The following is an 18,435-nucleotide window of genomic DNA, read 5'->3' as shown; positions in this document are numbered from 1 at the left end:
TGGTCAGCGCCGGTTGGCGGGCGCCAAGGCGCGCAGGAAGAACACCAGGTTGGCGGGCCGTTCGGCGAGCCTGCGCATGAAGTAGCCGTACCACTGGTCGCCGTAGGGCAGATAGACCCGCACTCGATGGCGGTCCGCGGCGAGGCGGCGCTGCTCGGCGTCGCGGATGCCGTAGAGCATCTGGAACTCGAACTCGTCCGCCTTCCGGTCGACCTCGTCGGCGTAGCGCTGGGCCGCCTCGATCATCGCCGGGTCGTGGGTGGCGACCATCGGATAGCCCGCGCCGTCCATCAGGATCCGCAGGCACCGCAGGTAGGCGGCGTCCACCTCGGCGGTCGACTGGTAGGCCACCGACTCCGGCTCCCGGTACGCGCCCTTGCACAGCCGGATGCGCGACCCTGGGCCCGCGAAGTCGCGGCAGTCGGCCTCGGTGCGCCGCAGGTAGGCCTGGAGCACGGTGCCGGTGCCGGGGAAGTCCACCCGCAGATCCCGCACGATCGACAGCGTCGAGTCGGTGGTGGTGTGGTCCTCGGCGTCGACGGTGACCGCGACCCGCGCGTCGTGCGCGGCGGCGCAGATCTCGCGGGCGTTGTCGAGCGCGATCCGGTGTCCGTCGCGCGGCAGGGATTGGCCGAGCGCCGAGAGTTTCAGCGAAACCTCCAGCGCGCCTACGGTTCCCGGCCCGGTGGTGTCGGGCAGTTCGGCGAGCGCCGTGAGCAGTGCACGGTAGTGTGCCACGGTGTCGCGTGCCCGGGCGAGGTCGGTGGTGTCTTCGCCGAGGTAGTCGATGGTGACGAATCGGCCGGTACTCCGCAGCGCTCCGGTGGCGGCGATGGCCTGCGGCTCGGTCGAGCCCGCGACGAAGCGGTCGACCAGCGAGCGGGTGGCGCGCATCCGCGTGACGCCGCGCTCCAGCCTGGGGGAGCGGGCCGCCGCGAGCAGGGCGGGCCGCAGCAGTCCGGCGGGCATCACCGCACCTCCGTCTCGGCATCGGACGTGGGAGCAGCCGCGGCCTGGTGCGGGTAGCGGTGGTCGGTGGGCGGCACGAAGGTCTCCTTGATGGTGCGCGGCGAGACCCAGCGCAGCAGGTTCTGCGGCGAGCCCGCCTTGTCGTTGGTGCCCGACAGGCGAGACCCCCCGAACGGCTGCTGGCCGACCACGGCGCCGGTCGGTTTGTCGTTGACGTAGAAGTTGCCCGCGGCGAAGCGCAGCCGGTCGGTGGCCGCCGCCACGGCGGCGCGGTCGTCGGCGACGATCGAGCCGGTGAGCCCGTAGGCCGCGCCACGGTCGACGAATTCCATCGCCGCGGCGAAGGATCCGGGCGCCGCGTCGTCGTAGACGTGCACCGCCAGGATCGGTCCGAAGTACTCGGTGCGGAACGCCTCGTCGGTGGGATCGTCGCCGAGCAGCACGGTCGGGTCGACGAAATAGCCGACGCTGTCGTCGGTGCGGCCGCCCGCCGCGATGGTCAGACCCGGCGTCGCCTTCGCCCGGGCGATGGCCTCGGCATTCTTGTCGAAGGCGCGGCGATCGATGAGCGCGCCGCCGAAGTTGCCGAAATCGGTGACGTCGCCGTAGGTCAGCGCGTTCGCCTTGTCGACCAGGTCGGCGCCCATCCTCGCCCACACCGATTTCGGGATGAACGCGCGCGAGGCGGCCGAGCACTTCTGGCCCTGGTAGTCGAACGCCCCGCGCAGCAGCGCCGTGGTGAGCACGTCCGGGTCGGCGGAGGCGTGCGCGAGCACGAAGTCCTTGCCGCCGGTCTCACCCACCAGACGCGGATAGCCTTGATAGCGATCGAGATTCGTCGCCACGGTGCGCCACAGGTGGCGGAAGGTCGCGGTGGATCCGGTGAAATGCACACCGGCCAGGCGCGGGTCGGCCAGCGCCACGTCCGAGACCTCCGGACCCGCCCCGTGCACCAGGTTGATCACGCCGGGCGGCAGCCCCGCAGCCTCCAGCAGCTTCATCGTCCAGTACGCGGCCACCGCCTGGGTCGGCGCGGGCTTCCACAGCACGGTGTTGCCCATCAGCGCGGGCGCGGTCGGCAGATTGCCCGCGATAGCGGTGAAGTTGAAGGGGGTGATCGCGTAGACGAAGCCCTCCAACGGCCGGTACTCCAGCCGATTCCACACGCCCGGCGTGGAGATCGGCTGCTCCGCCAGGATCTGGCGCGCGAAGTGCACGTTGAACCGCCAGAAGTCGACCAGTTCGCACGGCGCGTCGATCTCGGCCTGGTACGCGGTCTTGGATTGACCGAGCATCGTCGCCGCGGCGAGGGTTTCCCGCCACGGCCCGGCAAGCAGATCGGCGGCGCGCAAGAACACCGCGGCCCGGTCCTCGAACGAGAGCGCACGCCAGCCCGGTGCGGCCGCGGCGGCTGCCTCGATGGCGTCCTGGACGTCGCGGGCCTCGGCGAAGGTGAGGGTGCCGAGCACCGCGGCGTGCCGGTGCGGCTGCACCACTTCGACGACCGGTCCGGCCGTGCGGCGATGCTTACCGCCGATGACGTGGTGTACCTCGGTCGGCGTCGCGGCGAGCTTGGTCAGTTCGGCACGCAGCCGCCCCCGTTCGGGTGTGCCGGGGGCGAAGCTGCCGACGGGTTCGTTGACGGGCGTGGGTGTGGTCGCGATGGCGTCCATGGATCCTCCTGCCTGGTCGGAGCTGGTCAGCGCAGTCAACTCCGCGAAAGCCCCGCGCCGGATCGGCCGATGGGACAAAGATGGGGTGGAGTTGTTGTCCGGTCGGCCGAAGCCGATCGGGCGGGAAGGTGTGAGCGTGGTCACCGAGGAACCGAACCGTCCGGCGGGTGTGCCGCTGCGCGAACTGCTCGACGCGCTCGACAGCACCGTCACCGATCCGGTCGAAGCGCCCGACGGTGACGCGGTCGCGATCCGCTCAGTGGCGCTATTGGACGGCGACGACCTCGGCGAGTCGCCTTCGGTTCCGGCGGATATGTCGTTGCTGGTCGGCGTGCCGGAGTCCGCGGTGCTGGCCTGGCTGGACGAGCTGGCCGCCCGACCGCCGGAGCGGCGTCCGCGGGCGGTGCTGCTCAAGTCGACCGCGGAATCCGCCGCGGTGCGCGCGGCCGCTCGGCGCTCGCGGGTCGCCGTGGTCGTCGTCGACCGCAGGGCCCGCTGGGACACGGTGCTCGCGCTGGTGCGCCGCGTCCTCGACCGGGCGGGCCGCGGCGGACCGGCCGAGGACCCGCTGACCACCGATACCGACCTGTTCGGGCTGGCCCAGATCGTCGCGCAGAACGCGGGCGGCATGGTCTCGATCGAGGACGCGCACTCGCACGTGCTGGCCTATTCCGCCTCCGACGAATCGGCCGACGAACTGCGCATCCTGTCCATCCTCGGCCGCGAGGGACCGCGCGACTACCTGCGGGTGCTCCAGGACTGGGGCGTGTTCGACCGGCTGCGCCGCGGCGACGAGGTGATCGACCTGCCCGCGCGCGCGGAGCTGAACATCAAGCGCCGCTTGGTCGTCGGCATTCACGCCACGGCCGCCGACGGCCGGTCGCGCACGCTCGGCTCGATCTGGTTGCAGCAGGGGGACCGGCCGTTCAAACCGGATGCCGCGGAGGTGCTGCGCGGCGCGGCCGCCGTCGCCGCCCGCATCATCGCGCGGGCCTTGGACGCGCCGTCGACCGAAACCTTGTTGCTGCATAGGCTTTTCGGTGCGCACGGCGAGGGCGTCGACATCCCGTCCGTGGCAGGCGCACTGCGCATTCCCGTGCGTGGGCCGGCGGCCGTCGTCGGATTCGCCTTGAACGCGCCCGCGGGCGCGGAGCATTCGGAGATCGGCAGTGTGATCCGCTTGCACGCGAGCTCGTTTCGGGCCGACTCGATCGCGACCGTGCTCGGCGACCGCGTCTACGTGCTGCTGCCCGGGTATCGGTCCGCGCCGTCGGTCACGGCGTGGACCCGGCAGCTGGTCGACCAGCTGGAGACCGGGCGCGGGGCGATCCTGCGCGCGGCCATCGCCATTCCGGTCGCCGACCTCACCCAGGTGGCCGCCGCGCGCGCCGAGGTCGACCGGGTGCTGGACAGCACCGCGGCCACCTTCCCGCACGGCCGGGTGACCACCCTCGCCGAATCCCGCACCGCCGTGCTGCTCGGAGAGATCCTCGATTTGCTCGCCACCCGAGCCGAATTGCACGACCCGCGGCTGCGGGCGCTGTTCGACTACGATCGCGACCACGGCGCACATCTCGGCGAGAGCGTCGAAGGCTACCTGCGCGAGCACGGCGACGTGCGGCGCGCGGCCTCGACCCTGCGGGTGCACCCGAACACGCTGCGCTACCGGCTGCGCCGCGCCGAGGCCATCACCGGTGTCGCCCTCGCCGACCCTGCGAACCGCCTCCTACTGGAACTCCAACTCGCCCTCCACCGCCGCACCAGCCCGGCATGACGTCGACCGGGGTGTCCCGGTGGCACCCGCGTGTGTCAGCGCGGCGTGCGTGGATGCAGTCCCGCCGCTGTCGCCGCGTCGGCGAGTACCTGTTCGAGCATCGCGGGGGTCAATCGTCCGGTGAAGGTGTTCTGCTGGCTGACGTGGTAGCAGCCGAACAACTCCAGTTCCGCGCGACCCGCCACGGCGGGCGCCAGCGTGACCCGCACGCCGTGCCCGAACTTCGGGCGCGGGCGCGGCACCACCCAGCCCGCCTCGGCGAGCGCGGGCAGCGCGGCCTGCCAGCCGAACGCGCCTAGCACCACGACCGACCGGACCGTCGGGGCCAGCAATCCGAGTTCGATGTCCAGCCAGCCGCGGCACCGATCGCGTTCGTCGGGAGCCGGCTTGTTGTCCGGCGGCGCGCAGTGCACGGGCGCGGTGACCCGGGCGCCGAGCAGTTCGAGGCCGTCACCACGACGCACCGAGGTCGGCTGGTTCGCGAGGCCGACGGCGTGCATGGCGGCATAGAGCACGTCACCGCTGCGGTCGCCGGTGAACATGCGCCCGGTGCGGTTGCCGCCGTGCGCGGCGGGGGCGAGCCCGATGATCAGCAGCCTGGCGTCGGGCGGCCCGAAGCCGGGAACCGGTCGGCCCCAATAGGTTTCGTCGCGAAACGCGGCGCGCTTCTCGCGCGCGACCAGTTCCCGCCACGCCACGAGGCGCGGGCAGGCGAAGCAATCGGCGACGGAGGCGTCGAGTTCGGCGAGGGTGCGGCACATGGGTACCACTCGATCACGACCGTCGCCCGGCCGCGGCGGAACAGGGCCGGTGCCGGTGGACATGCCTTGCAGGATAGGCCAGCGCCCGTACCGGTAGCGGCTGGTTAGCCAGTATCGAGTCGATCACGAACCGATTGGTTGCCACCCCGGGCGACACGGCGGTACGTTGCGATGGAGCGGGAGGGCGATCTCCCGTGGTCGCACGGCGTCTGCCATGCGATAGCACGAGCGTGAACCGTGAGCAGTTCCGGCGCCGTCTCGTCCGGCGCCGTCCGTGATCCCGTTGGCGCACCGGGTGCGCAGGACGCAGTGAGGTGAACATGACCGAGGGTTGGCCGAGTTCGATCAGTTCCTTCGACGACATCTCTGAGCGGTTCTCCGGTTCCGAGCGCCTGCTGCACTCGGTCATCGAGGCGGAACCGGGGCGCGGCATCATCGCGCTGTCCCGGTTGCCGCTGGATGGCCAGTTCGGCTCGGGCGACAGGGTGCGCGTCGACGCCGACGACAACGGGCTGATCCTCGGCGCGCCCGCACGCCGGGGCGAGCAAACCGTCGAAGCTGGAGTCTGAGCGGTGCCGCCGATCCTGCGGTACGATCGCGACGCCTGTCCGGAAATGTTCGGGGAGGCGGTGGAAACCGCTGGGGGAGTGGGATATTGGGTGAACGCGAGCGGGTGGTGGCGCACGTGAATTCTCGCGAGGACCTGCTGCGCCGGATCAGGGACGCGCTGGTCGAGCTACCCGACGACGAACGGGTCGTGCCGGTGCCGAACGCGGTCACCCGCCAGGGAACCGGCGTCGAGCCCGGCGATCTCGCGGCGCTGGTCGACTTGTTCGCCGAACGCATGGAGCATCACGGTGCGCAGCTGCGCCGGATCACCGCGGCGGACATCCCGGATCAGGTGCGCGCCGCGCTGCGCGAGCACGGTGCGCGCTCGGTCATCGCACCCGACGGACTGCCCGCCGAATGGCTGGCCGGATGGGCGGCCGAGGTTGGCCACCGCATCGTCCCCGATAGCCCGCTGGCGACGACCGGCGAGATGGAGCAGGTCGACGCGGTGGTCACCACCTGCGCGGCCGCGGCCGCCGATTCCGGCATCCTCGTGCTCGACGGCGGCGAGGGACAGAGTCGCCGCCCCGCCACGCTCGCGCCCGACTGCCACGTCTGCGTGGTGCGAGCCGAACAGCTCCTCGCCTCGCTGCCGGAGGTGATGGACCGGCTCGATCCGCGCCGGCAAACCATCCTGGTCGGCGGCCCGTCGGCCACCGCCGACGCGGCGACGCCCGGTGTGCACGGCCCGCGCCGGTTGGTCGTGCTCGTCGTGCAGTGAACAGGGACGCATCGGAAGGACACGATCGTGGGTGAATTCCGGACCAAGCGGATCTACGACGACCCCAGCGACGACGACGGCCGCCGGGTGCTCGTCGACCGGCTGTGGCCGCGCGGCATCAGCAAGGAGCGCGCCCGAATCGACCTGTGGGACAAGGAGATCACGCCCTCGAACGACCTGCGCACCTGGTTCCACCACGACTCCGCCGCCGACTTCACCGAGTTCGCCAGGCGCTACGAGGCCGAGCTGTCCGGCGACGCGCAGCGGCGGGGTCTTCGCGAACTGCGCGAGCTCGCCGCCGAGCATCCCGTGACCCTGGTGACCGCGGCGAAGGATCCCGAGCACAGCCACGTCGCGGTGCTGCTCGACCACCTGCGCGGTGACTGAGGACGATCGCTCGGTCAGCCCAGCTCCGCGGTGCCGATGACCTCGTCGCCTCGCACGTGCGGTCGCGCGCCGAGTCCGGTGTCGATGAGCTGCCGTGCCGCGATGTTGTCCGGCGTGGTCACGGCGGTGATGCGGCGGGCTCCGGATCGTGTGGCGAGCGCGCGCAACTCGGTGGCGACGCGGCCGCCGATGCCGCGCCCACGGTGCGAGCGGCCGATCCACACGCCCGCCTCCACCTCGTCGCCGTGCGGTTCGAGCCGGGCCGCGCCGACGACCCGCCCCTCGACCGTGATGACGAAGGTGCGTTCGTTCGGGCAGGTGGGATGCAGCGCGCGGTCGCGGTGAAACGCCAGGAACGCCTCCTTGCGCACCGCGGTCCAGCCCGGCGGTCCGGCCACCGGCGCCATGACCTCGAGCGGGTCCGCGTCGGTCACCGCCGCGTCGAGCAGCAGCGGAAGGCTCTGCTCGCTCAGTTCGATCAGCTCGACGACCGGTTCGGCGCGTTGGCGCAAGAGGGCGTCGGCGCGCTCCAGATGGATCGGCGACCAGAACGCGGCCCAGTCGGTGTCTTGGCCGAGCGCACGGCGGATGGCCAGCACCCGATCGACGAGAACGACCAGATCGGCGAGAGCCCGTTCGCTCTCGTCGCGATTCACGAAACCCATGTGGATGGCGGAGTCGCGCACCGTGACGATCCGCGTGAGCAGCGCCTCGGGCAAGTGGATGTCCGGGGGCGTGACCCGGTTCAGCACCTGGGCCGCCTCGAGCCCGCCGAGCGTCCACAGGTCGGGCAGCGGTCGGTCTGGATTCTCCGGCCGCCCGGCCAGCGTCAGCGTCGTCTCGAGACCCGCCATGTGCCCGCGGACCAGGTGGATGTCTATTCCGGCGAGTACGGCTTTGAGCAGCGACTCGGCACACGCGCCGATCGAGACGGCCTGGTCGATCAGCGCGAGCGGTTCGCGAGATCCGGTGCAGGCCAACGCGCGGCGCGCGTGCGCCCGCGCGAGTTCCTCGAGCGCGACGGGCAGCTGATCGTAATCGATCGCGCCGAATGCGGTGGGCCACTGGCGAAGTGCTGCCATGCGATCGGCTCCCGAAGGTCGTCGGTGCGAATGTCGGGTTGTTAGATTGCCACACACCGACCGCCGCGGACCGTGCTTTGTCCGCGCGAGATTCGGCGCGGGCCCCGGCGAACTCGGCGGCCCGGTCAGGCGGAGCCGTCTTGCGCGGTGATGCCGAGCAGCACCGACTGCACCTCGCGCAGCCGGTCCACGTCGTTGCGGATGCCCGCCGCGGTGTCGGTGTAGAGGAACGCCTCGCCGATCCGAACCAGCGTGTAGGCCAACAGTTCTCGCTCCAGTGGCGGTTGGTAGCCGTCCTCTTCCTCTACACGGGCGATGAGTTCGGCGACGGCGGCGACCGCGCGCGGCTGGACCGGTCCGTCGCTGGCGGTGAGGATGCGTAAGCCCGAGATCGGTTCGTTCTCGAAGTAGAGCCGGAATGGCTCGTTCACCGCCTCCCAGCGTGCGACGCGGTCGAGCACCTCGAGGATGCGTTCGGCGCCGCGCGACCGTCGCTTGGCGTCGGCGCGGGCGATCATCTGCTCGTACTCCTGGACGAGCATCGCGCCGAGCAGGCCGTCCCGCGAGCCGAACCAGCGGTAGATCGACGCGCGGCTGAGTCCTAGCTCTGCGGCGATGGCCTGCACGTCGACGCGTTCACCGGCCAGGAAGGCGCGGCGGGTGAGTTCGATGACCTGTTCGCGGGTGGCCGAAGCCGGACGTCCGGGAGAGCGAGTGGCGGCGGGCCGCGAGGGAGTGGTCACCGGGTGAATCGTACAGCCGATGGACCGGACGGCCGCGCCTATTGGAGACGTATTGGCTTAGTTGTATTTTATGGGTGTCCCTCGAAACGGACCATCCTCGACAGTCAGGAGAACCATGAGCGCCCCGACTTCCCGCACGGCCATCGTCACCGGTTCCGCCCGCGGCATCGGCGCCGCCACCGCCCGCAGGCTCGCCGCCGACGGCTTCGCGGTCGCTGTCCTCGACCTGGACGAGGCCGCGTGCAAGCCCGTCGTCGAGGAGATCGAGGCGGCGGGCGGCAGGGCGCTCGCGGTGGGCGTCGACGTCTCCGACGAGCAGTCCGCGGGCGCCGCCGTGCAGCGGGTCGCCGACGAGCTGGGCGCGCCGACGGTGCTGGTGAACAACGCGGGCATCACCCGCGACAACCTGCTGTTCAAGATGAGCGTCGCCGACTGGGACTCGGTGATGAACGTGCACCTGCGCGGCTCGTTCCTGATGAGCCGCGCCACCCAGAAGTACATGACCGAGGCCAAGTGGGGCCGCGTCGTCAACCTGTCGAGCACCTCCGCGCTGGGCAACCGCGGCCAGGCCAACTACTCGGCGGCGAAGGCGGGCCTGCAGGGCTTCACCAAGACGCTGGCCATCGAACTCGGCAAGTTCGGCGTCACGGTCAACGCCATCGCCCCCGGCTTCATCGAGACCGACATGACCGCCGCCACCGCCGAGCGGATCGGCGTGAGCTTCGAGCAGTTCGTCGAGGCGGCCGCCAAGCAGATCCCGGTCGGGCGCACCGGCAAGCCGGAAGACATCGCCAACACGGTCTCCTTCCTGGTCGGCGAGGGCGCCGGATTCGTCTCCGGTCAGGTCATCTACGTGGCCGGCGGACCGACCGCCTGAGCGAAGGGAAGTGCTATGCGGGTCTTTCACGGCGTCGCCGAATCGCTGTCGGTGCTGGTGGAGTGAGGCATCCGCGCCGCCGGGCGCTCACCGTCGGAATTCCTCGACGGGGGTGAACTCGGCGGCGCGGTCGCCGACTTCGTTGCGGTACCACGCTTCTCGGCGGTCGCGCTGAAACCGGTCGGCGAGGCCGTCCAGTCCGGGAACGGTGCGGCGCAGCGTCTCGAGACCGAAGATCACCGGCGTGCGCAGGATCGGGTAGAGGATCCACGGAAAGCGCCGTGGCATGACGTGCGCGGCGTAGGTGGCGGGCGGCAGCCAGAAACCGGTGTAGCCGATCTGCGCGCGGTAGTTGAGCTCGTCGCGGATTCGCTTGCGCCACGGCGTTTCCGGCTTCGGCCGGAAGGCCGGAAGGTAGGACTCGACGAGTTCGGCTCCGTCGGCGCCCGCCGTGTGCGCCCGCTTGACGAAGGCGGCGAACATCAGCTGCGCGCCGGTGCGCAGATCGGTCGGATACCAATCCGGCTGCACGCCGAGCAAGTGCCCGACGTAGCGCCAGAAATGCATGGTGGCTTCGATTTCCGCCCGCGTGGTCTGGAAACCCGCGCTCCACAGCGCGAGTCCGGGGACCACGCTGCCCGCCATCAGGGTGAGCGTGGCGTCGCCGACGCTGATCGGCACACCCCACGCCGCGCGCTGCCACTCCGGCCTGCTCAGCAGCTTGCGCCGGATGAACACGTGCATGATTCGCACCCGCATGGCGGTCTGCCGTCCGCGCGCGCCGGGCGACAAGCCGCCGGGTTCGGACACATCGATCCAGAAGCGCACGGTCTCCAGCTGGCGTTTGTGCGCACGCTGTCCCGCGTAGCCGCCGGTGTAGGACAGGGGTTTGGCGATCGAGCTCTCCGAGTACATCTCGAGCGTGCTGGTCGTGGCGAAGCTGAACACCGAAGTGCCCCACCGGCGGAACACCCGCGCGCCCCGTTCGATCAGCTCGCGGTCCAGCCATGGCGGGGGCGTCTCGAACTCCTCGAACAGCCGCACCAGCGATGCGGGCGCGTCCGGCACCGCGCCGACGCCGTGCGTCAGCGCTCGGTCGAGCATGGCCCGTCCCGCTTTCGGGCCGGGTTCGCCGAGATAGACCTCGTCGACGAACGCCTCGGCCACTGGGTCGGCCTCGAAGTAGGCCGCCGCGAAGGAACGGACCAGATCGTCCGACGGTTGCGGATCGAATCGCAAAGCGCGCTTCATGATTCGCCGAATCCGCTGGATCGACGGATCCTCGACGCGCAGCCAGTAGCGGAATTCGGTCGGGGCGGCGGGTTCGGCCTCGTCCACCGTATCGATAGCCATGTCGAAACACTAAAGTGAGTTCATGCTCACCTTCTACTCGCTTTTGCGGCCGGTCGATCGATGACCGGGAACACCGCGCCGAACCGGCGGAAAGCGCCCAAGCAGCCGCGCGCGAGGGAGTCGCGGGAACGCATCCTGACCGCCGCCGCTCAGCTTTTCGCCGAGCGCGGCATCGTGGACACCTCCACCAATCGCATCGCCGCGCACGCGGGCATGAGCATCGGGTCGCTGTACCGGTACTTCGCGGACAAGGACGAGATCGTCGGGGTGCTGCGCGATCGGCTGCTCACCGAACTCGAGGAGCGCTTCGCCGAGACGGTGCGGGCGGGGATGACGCTGTCCACGCGCGAATCGGTCGCGGCCAGCCTGCACGCGATCGTCGACGTGGTGTCGGCGCGAGAAGGTCTGGTACGCGCGCTGTCGGCGGCCGCCGCCGTGCCCGGATTCGGGCTGCTCGGGCTGGAGCGCAGGTTGCTCGTCCTCACCCGGGCCTATCTGCTGCACCGGCTCGGGCCGTGTCCGGAGGACGAGCTCGACGCGAAGGCGCTGGTCATGGTGACCACCGGCCTCGCCGCCGCCTTGCGCATCACCCTCGGGCCCGCCGCGACCGCCGATCGCGAACTGGTGATCACCGAAACGGCGACCATGATCGGCGGATGGCTCGAGCCGTCGGGTCGGTAGCGATACCATCGGAGGGGTCGGCGTCCCGGAAGGGGTAAAGAATGCACGTTGACCGGAATGCTCGACGGCGGCGGGTTCGCGCCACCGTGGTGGCGAGCGCCTGCGCGGGCGCCGCCGCGATCGCATTGGCTGCCGCGCCCGGCGCGCACGCCACCGCCACGCGGATCGCAGTCCTACCCGACCTGGGTTTCGGCCTCGCGACCAATTTCGGAACCGGCTGCGGCTACACGATCCAGGCCTTCGTGACCGACGCCGTCTCGCCGGTGTCCTTCTACGACAACGGGATTCCGCTCGCCACGGTGGCGCCGACCGGCGGGGTCGCGTTGCTGAAGTGGGTGCCGGCGACGCCGGGCGTGCACACGATCAGCGTGGCGCAGGTTCCCGACCATGCCATCACCGCGGCCACCGCGGTGTCCGTCGGCACCGGCATGCACATCGGGCACGGGTGCGCGGTGTTCGGCGGCTGATCCGAGTACCACGCGGCCAGGGCCGCGCCACCGTCCGGGAGGCGGTTCGCGTCACGGAGGATCGATATGACGACCCAGCGCAGACCACTCGAGGCCGGTTCGGAATTCGGGCCGTACCGGCTGGTCCGGCTGATCGGCCGCGGCGGCATGGGCGAGGTGTTCGAGGCCTACGACAGCGGCAAGGACCGTGTCGTCGCCATCAAGGTGCTGCCCGAGCGGCTGGCCGAGGACCCCGTCTACCGCGAGCGGTTCCGGCGCGAGTCGCACGCCGCGGCCCGGCTCAAGGAACCGCACGTCATCCCGATCCACGACTACGGGGAGATCGACGGGCACCTCTACATCGATATGCGCCTCGTCGAGGGCGAGAATCTGCGCGCGCTGCTGCGGGCCAGCGCGCCGCTGGACCCGCACGACGCCGTCGAGCTGATCAGACAGGTGGCGGCCGCCCTGGACGCCGCGCACGCCGACGACCTGGTGCACCGCGACATCAAGCCGGACAACATCCTCACCACGCCCGACGGGTTCGCCTATCTCGTCGATTTCGGCATCGCGCATTCCAGCACCGCCGAGGGGCTGACGGGCGCCGGTTCGGCGATCGGGTCCTTCCACTACATGTCGCCGGAGCGGTTCACCTCGCGTGTGGTCACCCCGGCCGCGGACATCTACGCGCTCGGCTGTGTGCTCTACGAATGTCTCACCGGCACTCGGCCGTTCCCTGCCGACACCGATGGCGAGGTCATGCGGGCGCACCTGGTGGAATCGCCGCCGCGGCCCAGTCGGTTGCGCCCCGCGATTCCGCGCGCCATGGACGCGGTGATCGCTCGGGCGCTGGCGAAGGAGCCCGCCGCGCGCTATGGCAGCGCGGGGGAGTTCGCGGCCGCGGCGCGGGCAGCGTTGCTTGGTTCGAAGGGTGCTGCGCCGCCGAGCGAAGCGGCGGACACCGTCACCAGCGCGGAAGTTTCTGTGCCAGAAGGTGCTACGGCGACGAGTACGGGGAGGATCGAGAAATCGCCTGCTGCGTTCGCACCTCCGACCGGCGAAGCGTCGATGGAAGTTCTCGCTGATACGGCGGCGACTCCGCGTCCATTCGCGACCGATCTGGGGGACGCGGTGGAAGGCTCCGCGCGGAGTTCCGGGGTGCGCGGGGCGGGCGGCGTGGGGGCAACGGACGAGACCGGCGACTCGGCGGCGGGTCCGCCGAAACGGCCGTCACCTGCGGAGGATGGTGGCGCGGGGGCGTCCGGGCCGCCGGAGCGGACGCTGCGGCGGGTCGCGGATCGGATGGCGGTTCCGGCTCTTGTCGCCGCCGTAATTCTCGCGGCGGCAACGGTTTTGGCCGCCTGGGTGGTGTCGGGGCGGCCCGCCGAGGGCACCGCGGTCGCCGATGACGCCGCCTTGCGACCGGCGGACGTCGAGCTGGTGGCGAGCGCCGGATTGATCGGCTACAAGCGCGCGAACTGCGCGCACCGCGAACCGGACGTCGGCACCGAGGCGGTCGTCTACTGCGACGCCAACGATCGCACCGGCACGCCCACCGCCCGGCTGTTCCGGTTCAGCAGCCTCGAGTGGTTGCGGGACTATTACCAGAACTACGTGGTCGAGGCTTACGACGCCACCAACTGCCCCGGCGATCCGCCGGGCGTAGACGGCCCCCTGGTGGTGGACGGCAAGCCCGCCGGGCGCGACGCGTGCCTGACCAGTCGGGTCGAGGATCCCGCGACGCCCAAGCCGGTGCTGGCCGTGGCCGACGAGGATCAGCTCGCGCTGGGGATCTACGTGTGGGACGGCCCCGAGGCGCAGGCCGAGCGCGATTACGTCGCCTCCCACCACCTCTTCCACTTCCTGCCGAAGGACAAGGCCGTCGACCCGGACTTCTTCACCCCCGCCGACCGTCGCGTCCTCGACCACCTGACCGGCGATTTCGGGCCCTCGACGTGCAAACACGTCGACACGCCCGGTGGCACGGTGGAGGCGGTCGTCGGCTGCGGCAGTCCTCGCGGTGTGCCCTCGCCGACGTTCCTCGGCTTCCCCGACCACCGCTCGATGAGCCTGGGATATCAAGCGGCACTGGGGCAGACGCGCGGTCACGCGTGCGGTGGCAGCAGCGGCGGCGCGGACGACGTGTGGCGCAAGGCTTCCGGCCCCGTCGGCCGCCTCTTCTGCTACACCGACGAGAACGCGGTGCTCGGCACCCGAGAGTGCTTGATGGCGATGCACGACGAATTCCGGCTCGTCGTCGACGTGTGCGCGCTGAGCAAGGACGACCCCGACCAAGGCCCGAGGTCGGAAGCCGAGTTGCTCGAGTGGTTCGAGCGCAATTTCGGTTAGCGCCGCCGATCTGGTGCCGGGCCACCAGCGCCCGCGACCGCGGCGTCCGGCGCCGCTGCTGAACGGTGCCGGACGCCGCTGTGGTCTTCCGTCGCGAATCAGCCAGCTGCCGTTGGCACCAGCGCGGCGAGCGCTACCGCGGAGTCCGGGTGCCGGGTCACGAGTGCCGCGACCTCGGTGTGCGGAGCTGCCGCCGGACGCTGCCACTCGCCGCCGTGGCCGAGCAGCGTGGCCAGCGCGTCGCAGCTCGCCGGATGGGCGAACAGCAGATCGCCGGCCGGTCCGCCCGCCACTGCGGCGACTGGCGCGGCGGTCGGCTGCGGTGTGCCCGTCCACGGCGGAGTCCAGCGGTCCACCGCCGCGAGACCGGACGGGAACGTGCGACCGGCCTCCCTGGTGAGCGCCGGAATCAGTTCACCGGCCTGGCCGCGCAGGGTGGTGATCAGCTTCGGCAGCCAGGGCAGCAGCACGCTGTCCGGCAGGCGGCCGAACGCCTTCGAGAGCAGCTCCACCACAAAGGGTTTCAAGGACGGCACCGGATCCATGGCTTGCACGAAACCGCTCAGGTAGTGCGGGAAGGCGGGGACCACGAGCGGGTTGGCCAGCATGTCGTCGCAGCGGGTGCGCAGTTCCGGCAGCGTCAGCAGACCGAGCTGCATGCGCGTCGCCCACAGCAGCGCGACCTTGGCGGGCGCCTCCGGATGTGACTGCAACACCGCGAGTTCGAGCTGGGTGTGGTCGCAGCCGAGCGAAAGCGCCAGGTTCTCCATGCCGAACAGGAAGCCGAGCATGGCCGCGACCGGCCGCACTCCGGTGTTCTCGTCGGTGAACGCGGTCGGCAGCAGCGTGCAGTAGTGCGCGTAGCCCGCGGTGACGAACCGGCCGCACCACTCCGGCAGACCGTCGGTGGTCGACCGGAAGTAATTGAGCAGCAGCCGGATTCGGCGCAGCACCTCGGGCGCGTCGTCGACCGAGCGTTCGGCGGCGAGCAGTTCGACGGCGCGGTGACCCAGCTCGTCGGCCAGGCGCGGCGAGTTCAGGAACACCAAGGCGTCTTCCACCGCCGCCAGCGCCACCGCGGCGGTGGCGTCCGCGGCGGACACCGCCATGCGCAGCCGCTGCTCGAGCACCTGCTCGATGGTCACGCCCTCGTAGCCGAGCTCGACAAGGGCGCGCTGGTGCTTGCCGAGCGCCAGATCCCAGCTCTCCTGAATGGAGCTCTCGCCGAGCGCCCGCGACCCCATGATCGGCCGCACCGCGTCCGAAGGCAGCAGCCTGCGCAGGATCCACAGCAGATCCGAGCACGGCCGCAGGTGCGGGTCGGCGCGCAGGTCCAGCAGCGAACGCTGCACGGTGCGCTTGCTGGTGTCGATCCCCAGCGGCGCGAGCCGGTCGAGCACGTCGCGGGCGAGCGGCGGCAGCGCCGCGTAGCCCACCTGACCGATACGGTCACCGCCGAGCAGGATCTCGCACAGCCTGCGCACGTCCCGGCGACCCGGCACGTGGTCCTTCTCGATGCAGGTGATCGCCGCGTCCTGGAAGTCGTACGGCGTCGGGCGGGCGCGATTGCGCATGCCCGCCAACAGGATCGAGGTCTCGAACACCGCGATCGCGTCGGCGGTGCTGGCCAGATAGCCGTTGCGCCGAGCCAGCCGGACGATGTCGACCGACCAGTCGAGCAGCTCGGCCTCGTCGAGCGAGTCCAGCCGCGGCGGCGTGGACAGGAACCCCGTCAGCTGGTCGGTCACGGCGGCGGCCGTCACCACCGGCGGGGTGCGCTTGCTCGTCTTCTTGCTCGTGGATTTCTGGCCCGCGAGCTGGAACGGCTTCACACCGCCGCGCCGCAGTCCCTTCGACCAGGTCGCCGCCGCGATCGACACCGACCCCGAGGCCAGCCCGAACTGCTCCTCGATGGCCGAGTGGCTGGACGGGATCAGCCCGTACTGCCAGGTGGTGTTCGATCGCGGCGTGATCTCGTAGGGCGCCGCGTCGGCGGGCAGCCCGAACTGCTCGACGTGACTTGCCGCGTGGAACGCCCCGCACACGTACAGGCAGTCGGCCGGGTCGACGCCGGTCGCGTCCAGGTGTTCGCGCATCCGCGTCCACATGTAGCGCTCACGGTTCTCGTCCTCCTCGACGCCGGTGCGGCGCAGGCGACGGAACAGGCTGCCGATCAGCACCATGACTTGGCGGTAGGTGTCGTAGTCGGCGCCGGCCAGCGGTTGCTCGACGTACTGATCCCACCACTCCGACCAGTGCCGCACCTTCCCGTGGTGCAGCAGGTGCTCCTCGAGTTCGGCGAAACCCGGTCGCAGATCGCCTATTTCGATGCCGACCGCGTCTCCGTGCAGTGCCCCGCCCTCGGCGGGCTCCGGCGTTTCGTCGGCGGGTGCGTCGCCCTTCGGTGCGTCGCGGTCGGGCGCCCACTGGAAGACGTGGTCGGAGGAACGGTCGACGAGCACGAGCTCGACGCCGGGGGTGTCGAGCGCGTAGGCGATGGCCTGGTACTCCGCCGACGCCTCGGTGATCGGCGCGACCACCGACAGCGGCGCCCACGCGGCCGGGAATCCGTCGAGTTCACCGGCCCACGCCTGCACCGCGACCGGCAGCCTGCAGTTGCGCAGCTCGTCCAGGATCGGGCGCAGGTCCTCGCACAGCTCCAGGTAGACGACCTTGGGCCGCTTCTCGTGCAGCCGCCGCAGCATCGCCAGCCCCGAGGCGGGCGAATGGTGGCAGACCGGGAAGATCTCGAGTTCGACCGCGAGCGCGCGGTCGACGTCGTCGACGATGCCCGCGAGGATCTCCGCGACCGCGCCCGGCTCGGCCGCGAATCGCTCCGCGGCCGTGGCCAATTGTTCGCGCAGCGCGCCGAACGCTCCGGTCACGAGAGCCTCGCGATCGCCGCCCGGCCGCCCTCGAGGAACTGCGACCAGTCGCCGCCCGCGTCCTTGCTGCGCGGTTCCACCACGCCGTGCCAGAACTTGTTGAGGATCGCCAGGTCCTCCGGCGCCCGCCGGGCCAACGAGCCGACCAGCGACCCGGCGAGGGTCTCCGCGCGCAGTGTGCGGTCGCCGAAGAACTGGCTGTGCAGGATCGCGTCTTCCAGCACGCCGATCTGTTCGGCGGTCGACAGCGCCGACTCCAGCTTCTCGTCGTCGCTGGTCGCGGCGGCGGCCGCGGAGCGAAGATCGGCGAAGCTGTCGAGCAGGATGTCGAGCAGCGTGGGCGGCAGCTCCAGCTCGATCTCGTGCCTGCGCAGCAGCTCGGCAGTGCGGAAACGCACGATCTCGGCCTCGCTGCGCTTGTTGGTCACCACCGGGATGCGCACGAAGTTGAAGCGCCGCTTCAGCGCCGAGGAGAGGTCGTTCACACCGCGGTCGCGGCTGTTGGCGGTGGCGATGATGGAGAAGCCAGGCTTGGCGAACACGACGTTGTCGTCGTCGAGTTCGGGGATGGAGACGTACTTCTCGGACAGGATCGAGATGAGCGCGTCCTGCACGTCGCTGGTGGAGCGGGTCAGCTCCTCGAAGCGGCCGATCACGCCCTGCTCCATCGCGGTCATGATCGGGGACGGGATCATCGACTCCCTGGACTGGCCCTTGGCGATGACCATGGAGATGTTCCACGAGTACTTGATGTGGTCCTCGGTGGTGCCCGCGGTGCCCTGCACGACGAGCGTGGAGTTGCGGCTGATGGCGGCGGAGAGCAGCTCGGCCAACCAGCTCTTACCGGTACCGGGATCACCGATCAGCAGCAGCCCGCGGTCGGAGGCCAGGGTGACGATGCTGCGCTCGACGAAACTGCGGTCGCCGAACCACTTCTGGTCGATCTGGCGGTCCAGGCCGTCGGCGCGCTCGGAGCCGAGGATGAACAGCCGCACCATCTTCGGGCTCAGGCGCCAAGCGAAAGGCTTGGGGCCGTCGTCGATCGACTCGAGCCAGTCCAGCTCCTCGGCGTACTTGATTTCGGCGGGGGCGCGCAGCGCGGTGTCGGTCATTTTTGCGAGGTCT

Annotated in this window: 16 protein-coding genes; 8 read left to right on the top strand and 8 right to left on the bottom strand. The window is 70.7% G+C overall.

From position 1 onward, the window contains the following. Positions 1 to 3 precede the first annotated feature (3 nt). A complete protein-coding gene (locus tag ABZV58_RS26975) occupies positions 4 to 969 on the bottom strand; it encodes a proline dehydrogenase family protein (protein ID WP_355002954.1) in 966 nt (321 codons plus the stop codon). Continuing rightward, complete coding sequence (gene pruA / locus ABZV58_RS26970) at positions 969 to 2,642, bottom strand: L-glutamate gamma-semialdehyde dehydrogenase (protein WP_355002953.1); 1,674 nt, start codon at positions 2,640 to 2,642, stop codon at positions 969 to 971. The genes ABZV58_RS26975 and pruA overlap by 1 nt, the downstream gene beginning before the upstream one ends. A gap of 136 nt (positions 2,643 to 2,778) precedes the next feature. Here pruA and ABZV58_RS26965 point away from each other — a divergent pair, with 136 nt between their 5' ends. Further along, entirely contained in the window at positions 2,779 to 4,416 is a 1,638-nt protein-coding gene (locus ABZV58_RS26965; RefSeq protein ID WP_355002952.1) for a helix-turn-helix domain-containing protein, read from the top strand. Between the two features lie 35 nt (positions 4,417 to 4,451). Here ABZV58_RS26965 and ABZV58_RS26960 read toward each other — a convergent pair whose 3' ends face one another. Beyond that, positions 4,452 to 5,177, bottom strand: a complete 726-nt coding sequence (locus ABZV58_RS26960) for a uracil-DNA glycosylase (RefSeq protein WP_355003093.1) — start codon at positions 5,175 to 5,177, stop codon at positions 4,452 to 4,454. 320 nt (positions 5,178 to 5,497) lie between these two features. On the opposite strand from ABZV58_RS26960, the gene ABZV58_RS26955 reads away from it, so the two are divergent. The 3 genes from ABZV58_RS26955 to ABZV58_RS26945 all read left to right on the top strand — a co-directional run bounded on the left by ABZV58_RS26955 (position 5,498) and on the right by ABZV58_RS26945 (position 6,894). Further along, positions 5,498 to 5,746, top strand: coding sequence for a hypothetical protein (locus ABZV58_RS26955; RefSeq protein ID WP_355002951.1), 249 nt, complete (start codon positions 5,498 to 5,500; stop codon positions 5,744 to 5,746). 86 nt (positions 5,747 to 5,832) lie between these two features. Then, entirely contained in the window at positions 5,833 to 6,507 is a 675-nt protein-coding gene (locus ABZV58_RS26950; RefSeq protein WP_355002950.1) for an LUD domain-containing protein, read from the top strand. Positions 6,508 to 6,534: 27 nt separating this feature from the next. Then, the gene (locus tag ABZV58_RS26945; RefSeq protein WP_355002949.1) at positions 6,535 to 6,894 is read left to right on the top strand and encodes a DUF488 family protein; all 360 of its coding nucleotides are present in this window, start codon (positions 6,535 to 6,537) and stop codon (positions 6,892 to 6,894) included. Positions 6,895 to 6,908: 14 nt separating this feature from the next. Here ABZV58_RS26945 and ABZV58_RS26940 read toward each other — a convergent pair whose 3' ends face one another. Continuing rightward, positions 6,909 to 7,976 carry a GNAT family N-acetyltransferase gene (locus ABZV58_RS26940; protein ID WP_355002948.1) on the bottom strand — a complete coding sequence of 356 codons (1,068 nt, stop codon included), beginning with the start codon at positions 7,974 to 7,976 and terminating at the stop codon, positions 6,909 to 6,911. 125 nt (positions 7,977 to 8,101) lie between these two features. Beyond that, the gene (locus ABZV58_RS26935; RefSeq protein ID WP_355002947.1) at positions 8,102 to 8,719 is read right to left on the bottom strand and encodes a QsdR family transcriptional regulator; all 618 of its coding nucleotides are present in this window, start codon (positions 8,717 to 8,719) and stop codon (positions 8,102 to 8,104) included. A gap of 115 nt (positions 8,720 to 8,834) precedes the next feature. Here ABZV58_RS26935 and fabG point away from each other — a divergent pair, with 115 nt between their 5' ends. Further along, a complete protein-coding gene (gene fabG, locus ABZV58_RS26930; RefSeq protein ID WP_355002946.1) occupies positions 8,835 to 9,596 on the top strand; it encodes a 3-oxoacyl-ACP reductase FabG in 762 nt (253 codons plus the stop codon). 87 nt (positions 9,597 to 9,683) lie between these two features. Here fabG and ABZV58_RS26925 read toward each other — a convergent pair whose 3' ends face one another. Next, positions 9,684 to 10,949: an oxygenase MpaB family protein gene (locus tag ABZV58_RS26925; RefSeq protein ID WP_355002945.1), complete on the bottom strand. Its 1,266-nt coding sequence runs from the start codon at positions 10,947 to 10,949 to the stop codon at positions 9,684 to 9,686. A gap of 60 nt (positions 10,950 to 11,009) precedes the next feature. Here ABZV58_RS26925 and ABZV58_RS26920 point away from each other — a divergent pair, with 60 nt between their 5' ends. The 3 genes from ABZV58_RS26920 to ABZV58_RS26910 all read left to right on the top strand — a co-directional run bounded on the left by ABZV58_RS26920 (position 11,010) and on the right by ABZV58_RS26910 (position 14,425). Further along, the gene (locus tag ABZV58_RS26920) at positions 11,010 to 11,630 is read left to right on the top strand and encodes a TetR/AcrR family transcriptional regulator (protein ID WP_355002944.1); all 621 of its coding nucleotides are present in this window, start codon (positions 11,010 to 11,012) and stop codon (positions 11,628 to 11,630) included. A gap of 41 nt (positions 11,631 to 11,671) precedes the next feature. Next, on the top strand, positions 11,672 to 12,097 hold the full coding sequence (locus tag ABZV58_RS26915) for a hypothetical protein (RefSeq protein ID WP_355002943.1): 426 nt from the start codon (positions 11,672 to 11,674) through the stop codon (positions 12,095 to 12,097). Positions 12,098 to 12,163: 66 nt separating this feature from the next. After that, the gene (locus ABZV58_RS26910; protein ID WP_355002942.1) at positions 12,164 to 14,425 is read left to right on the top strand and encodes a protein kinase; all 2,262 of its coding nucleotides are present in this window, start codon (positions 12,164 to 12,166) and stop codon (positions 14,423 to 14,425) included. Between the two features lie 98 nt (positions 14,426 to 14,523). On the opposite strand, the gene ABZV58_RS26905 is transcribed toward ABZV58_RS26910, so the two are convergent. Together ABZV58_RS26905 and ABZV58_RS26900 are read right to left on the bottom strand one after the other, a co-directional pair. After that, positions 14,524 to 17,310, bottom strand: coding sequence for a DUF5682 family protein (locus ABZV58_RS26905; RefSeq protein ID WP_355002941.1), 2,787 nt, complete (start codon positions 17,308 to 17,310; stop codon positions 14,524 to 14,526). Beyond that, the gene (locus ABZV58_RS26900) at positions 17,307 to 18,422 is read right to left on the bottom strand and encodes an AAA family ATPase (protein WP_355002940.1); all 1,116 of its coding nucleotides are present in this window, start codon (positions 18,420 to 18,422) and stop codon (positions 17,307 to 17,309) included. The genes ABZV58_RS26905 and ABZV58_RS26900 overlap by 4 nt, the downstream gene beginning before the upstream one ends. Between the last annotated feature and the right edge of the window lie 13 nt (positions 18,423 to 18,435).

This window comes from Nocardia sp. NPDC004654 (assembly GCF_040609595.1).
Lineage (GTDB): Bacteria > Actinomycetota > Actinomycetes > Mycobacteriales > Mycobacteriaceae > Nocardia.
The sequence above is the reverse complement of the archived record's forward strand: the minus strand, read 5'-3'. Positions and strand labels throughout refer to the sequence as shown.

What these genes read in the sequence shown, in the direction of transcription:
- ABZV58_RS26940 (WP_355002948.1), bottom strand. Translation starts at nt 7,976, where the DNA reads ATGGCAGCACTTCGCCAGTGGCCCACCGCATTCGGCGCGATCGATTAC.
- fabG (WP_355002946.1), top strand. Translation starts at nt 8,835, where the DNA reads ATGAGCGCCCCGACTTCCCGCACGGCCATCGTCACCGGTTCCGCCCGC.
- ABZV58_RS26960 (WP_355003093.1), bottom strand. Translation starts at nt 5,177, where the DNA reads ATGTGCCGCACCCTCGCCGAACTCGACGCCTCCGTCGCCGATTGCTTC.
- ABZV58_RS26925 (WP_355002945.1), bottom strand. Translation starts at nt 10,949, where the DNA reads ATGGCTATCGATACGGTGGACGAGGCCGAACCCGCCGCCCCGACCGAA.
- pruA (WP_355002953.1), bottom strand. Translation starts at nt 2,642, where the DNA reads ATGGACGCCATCGCGACCACACCCACGCCCGTCAACGAACCCGTCGGC.
- ABZV58_RS26920 (WP_355002944.1), top strand. Translation starts at nt 11,010, where the DNA reads ATGACCGGGAACACCGCGCCGAACCGGCGGAAAGCGCCCAAGCAGCCG.
- ABZV58_RS26910 (WP_355002942.1), top strand. Translation starts at nt 12,164, where the DNA reads ATGACGACCCAGCGCAGACCACTCGAGGCCGGTTCGGAATTCGGGCCG.
- ABZV58_RS26975 (WP_355002954.1), bottom strand. Translation starts at nt 969, where the DNA reads ATGCCCGCCGGACTGCTGCGGCCCGCCCTGCTCGCGGCGGCCCGCTCC.
- ABZV58_RS26915 (WP_355002943.1), top strand. Translation starts at nt 11,672, where the DNA reads ATGCACGTTGACCGGAATGCTCGACGGCGGCGGGTTCGCGCCACCGTG.
- ABZV58_RS26900 (WP_355002940.1), bottom strand. Translation starts at nt 18,422, where the DNA reads ATGACCGACACCGCGCTGCGCGCCCCCGCCGAAATCAAGTACGCCGAG.
- ABZV58_RS26955 (WP_355002951.1), top strand. Translation starts at nt 5,498, where the DNA reads ATGACCGAGGGTTGGCCGAGTTCGATCAGTTCCTTCGACGACATCTCT.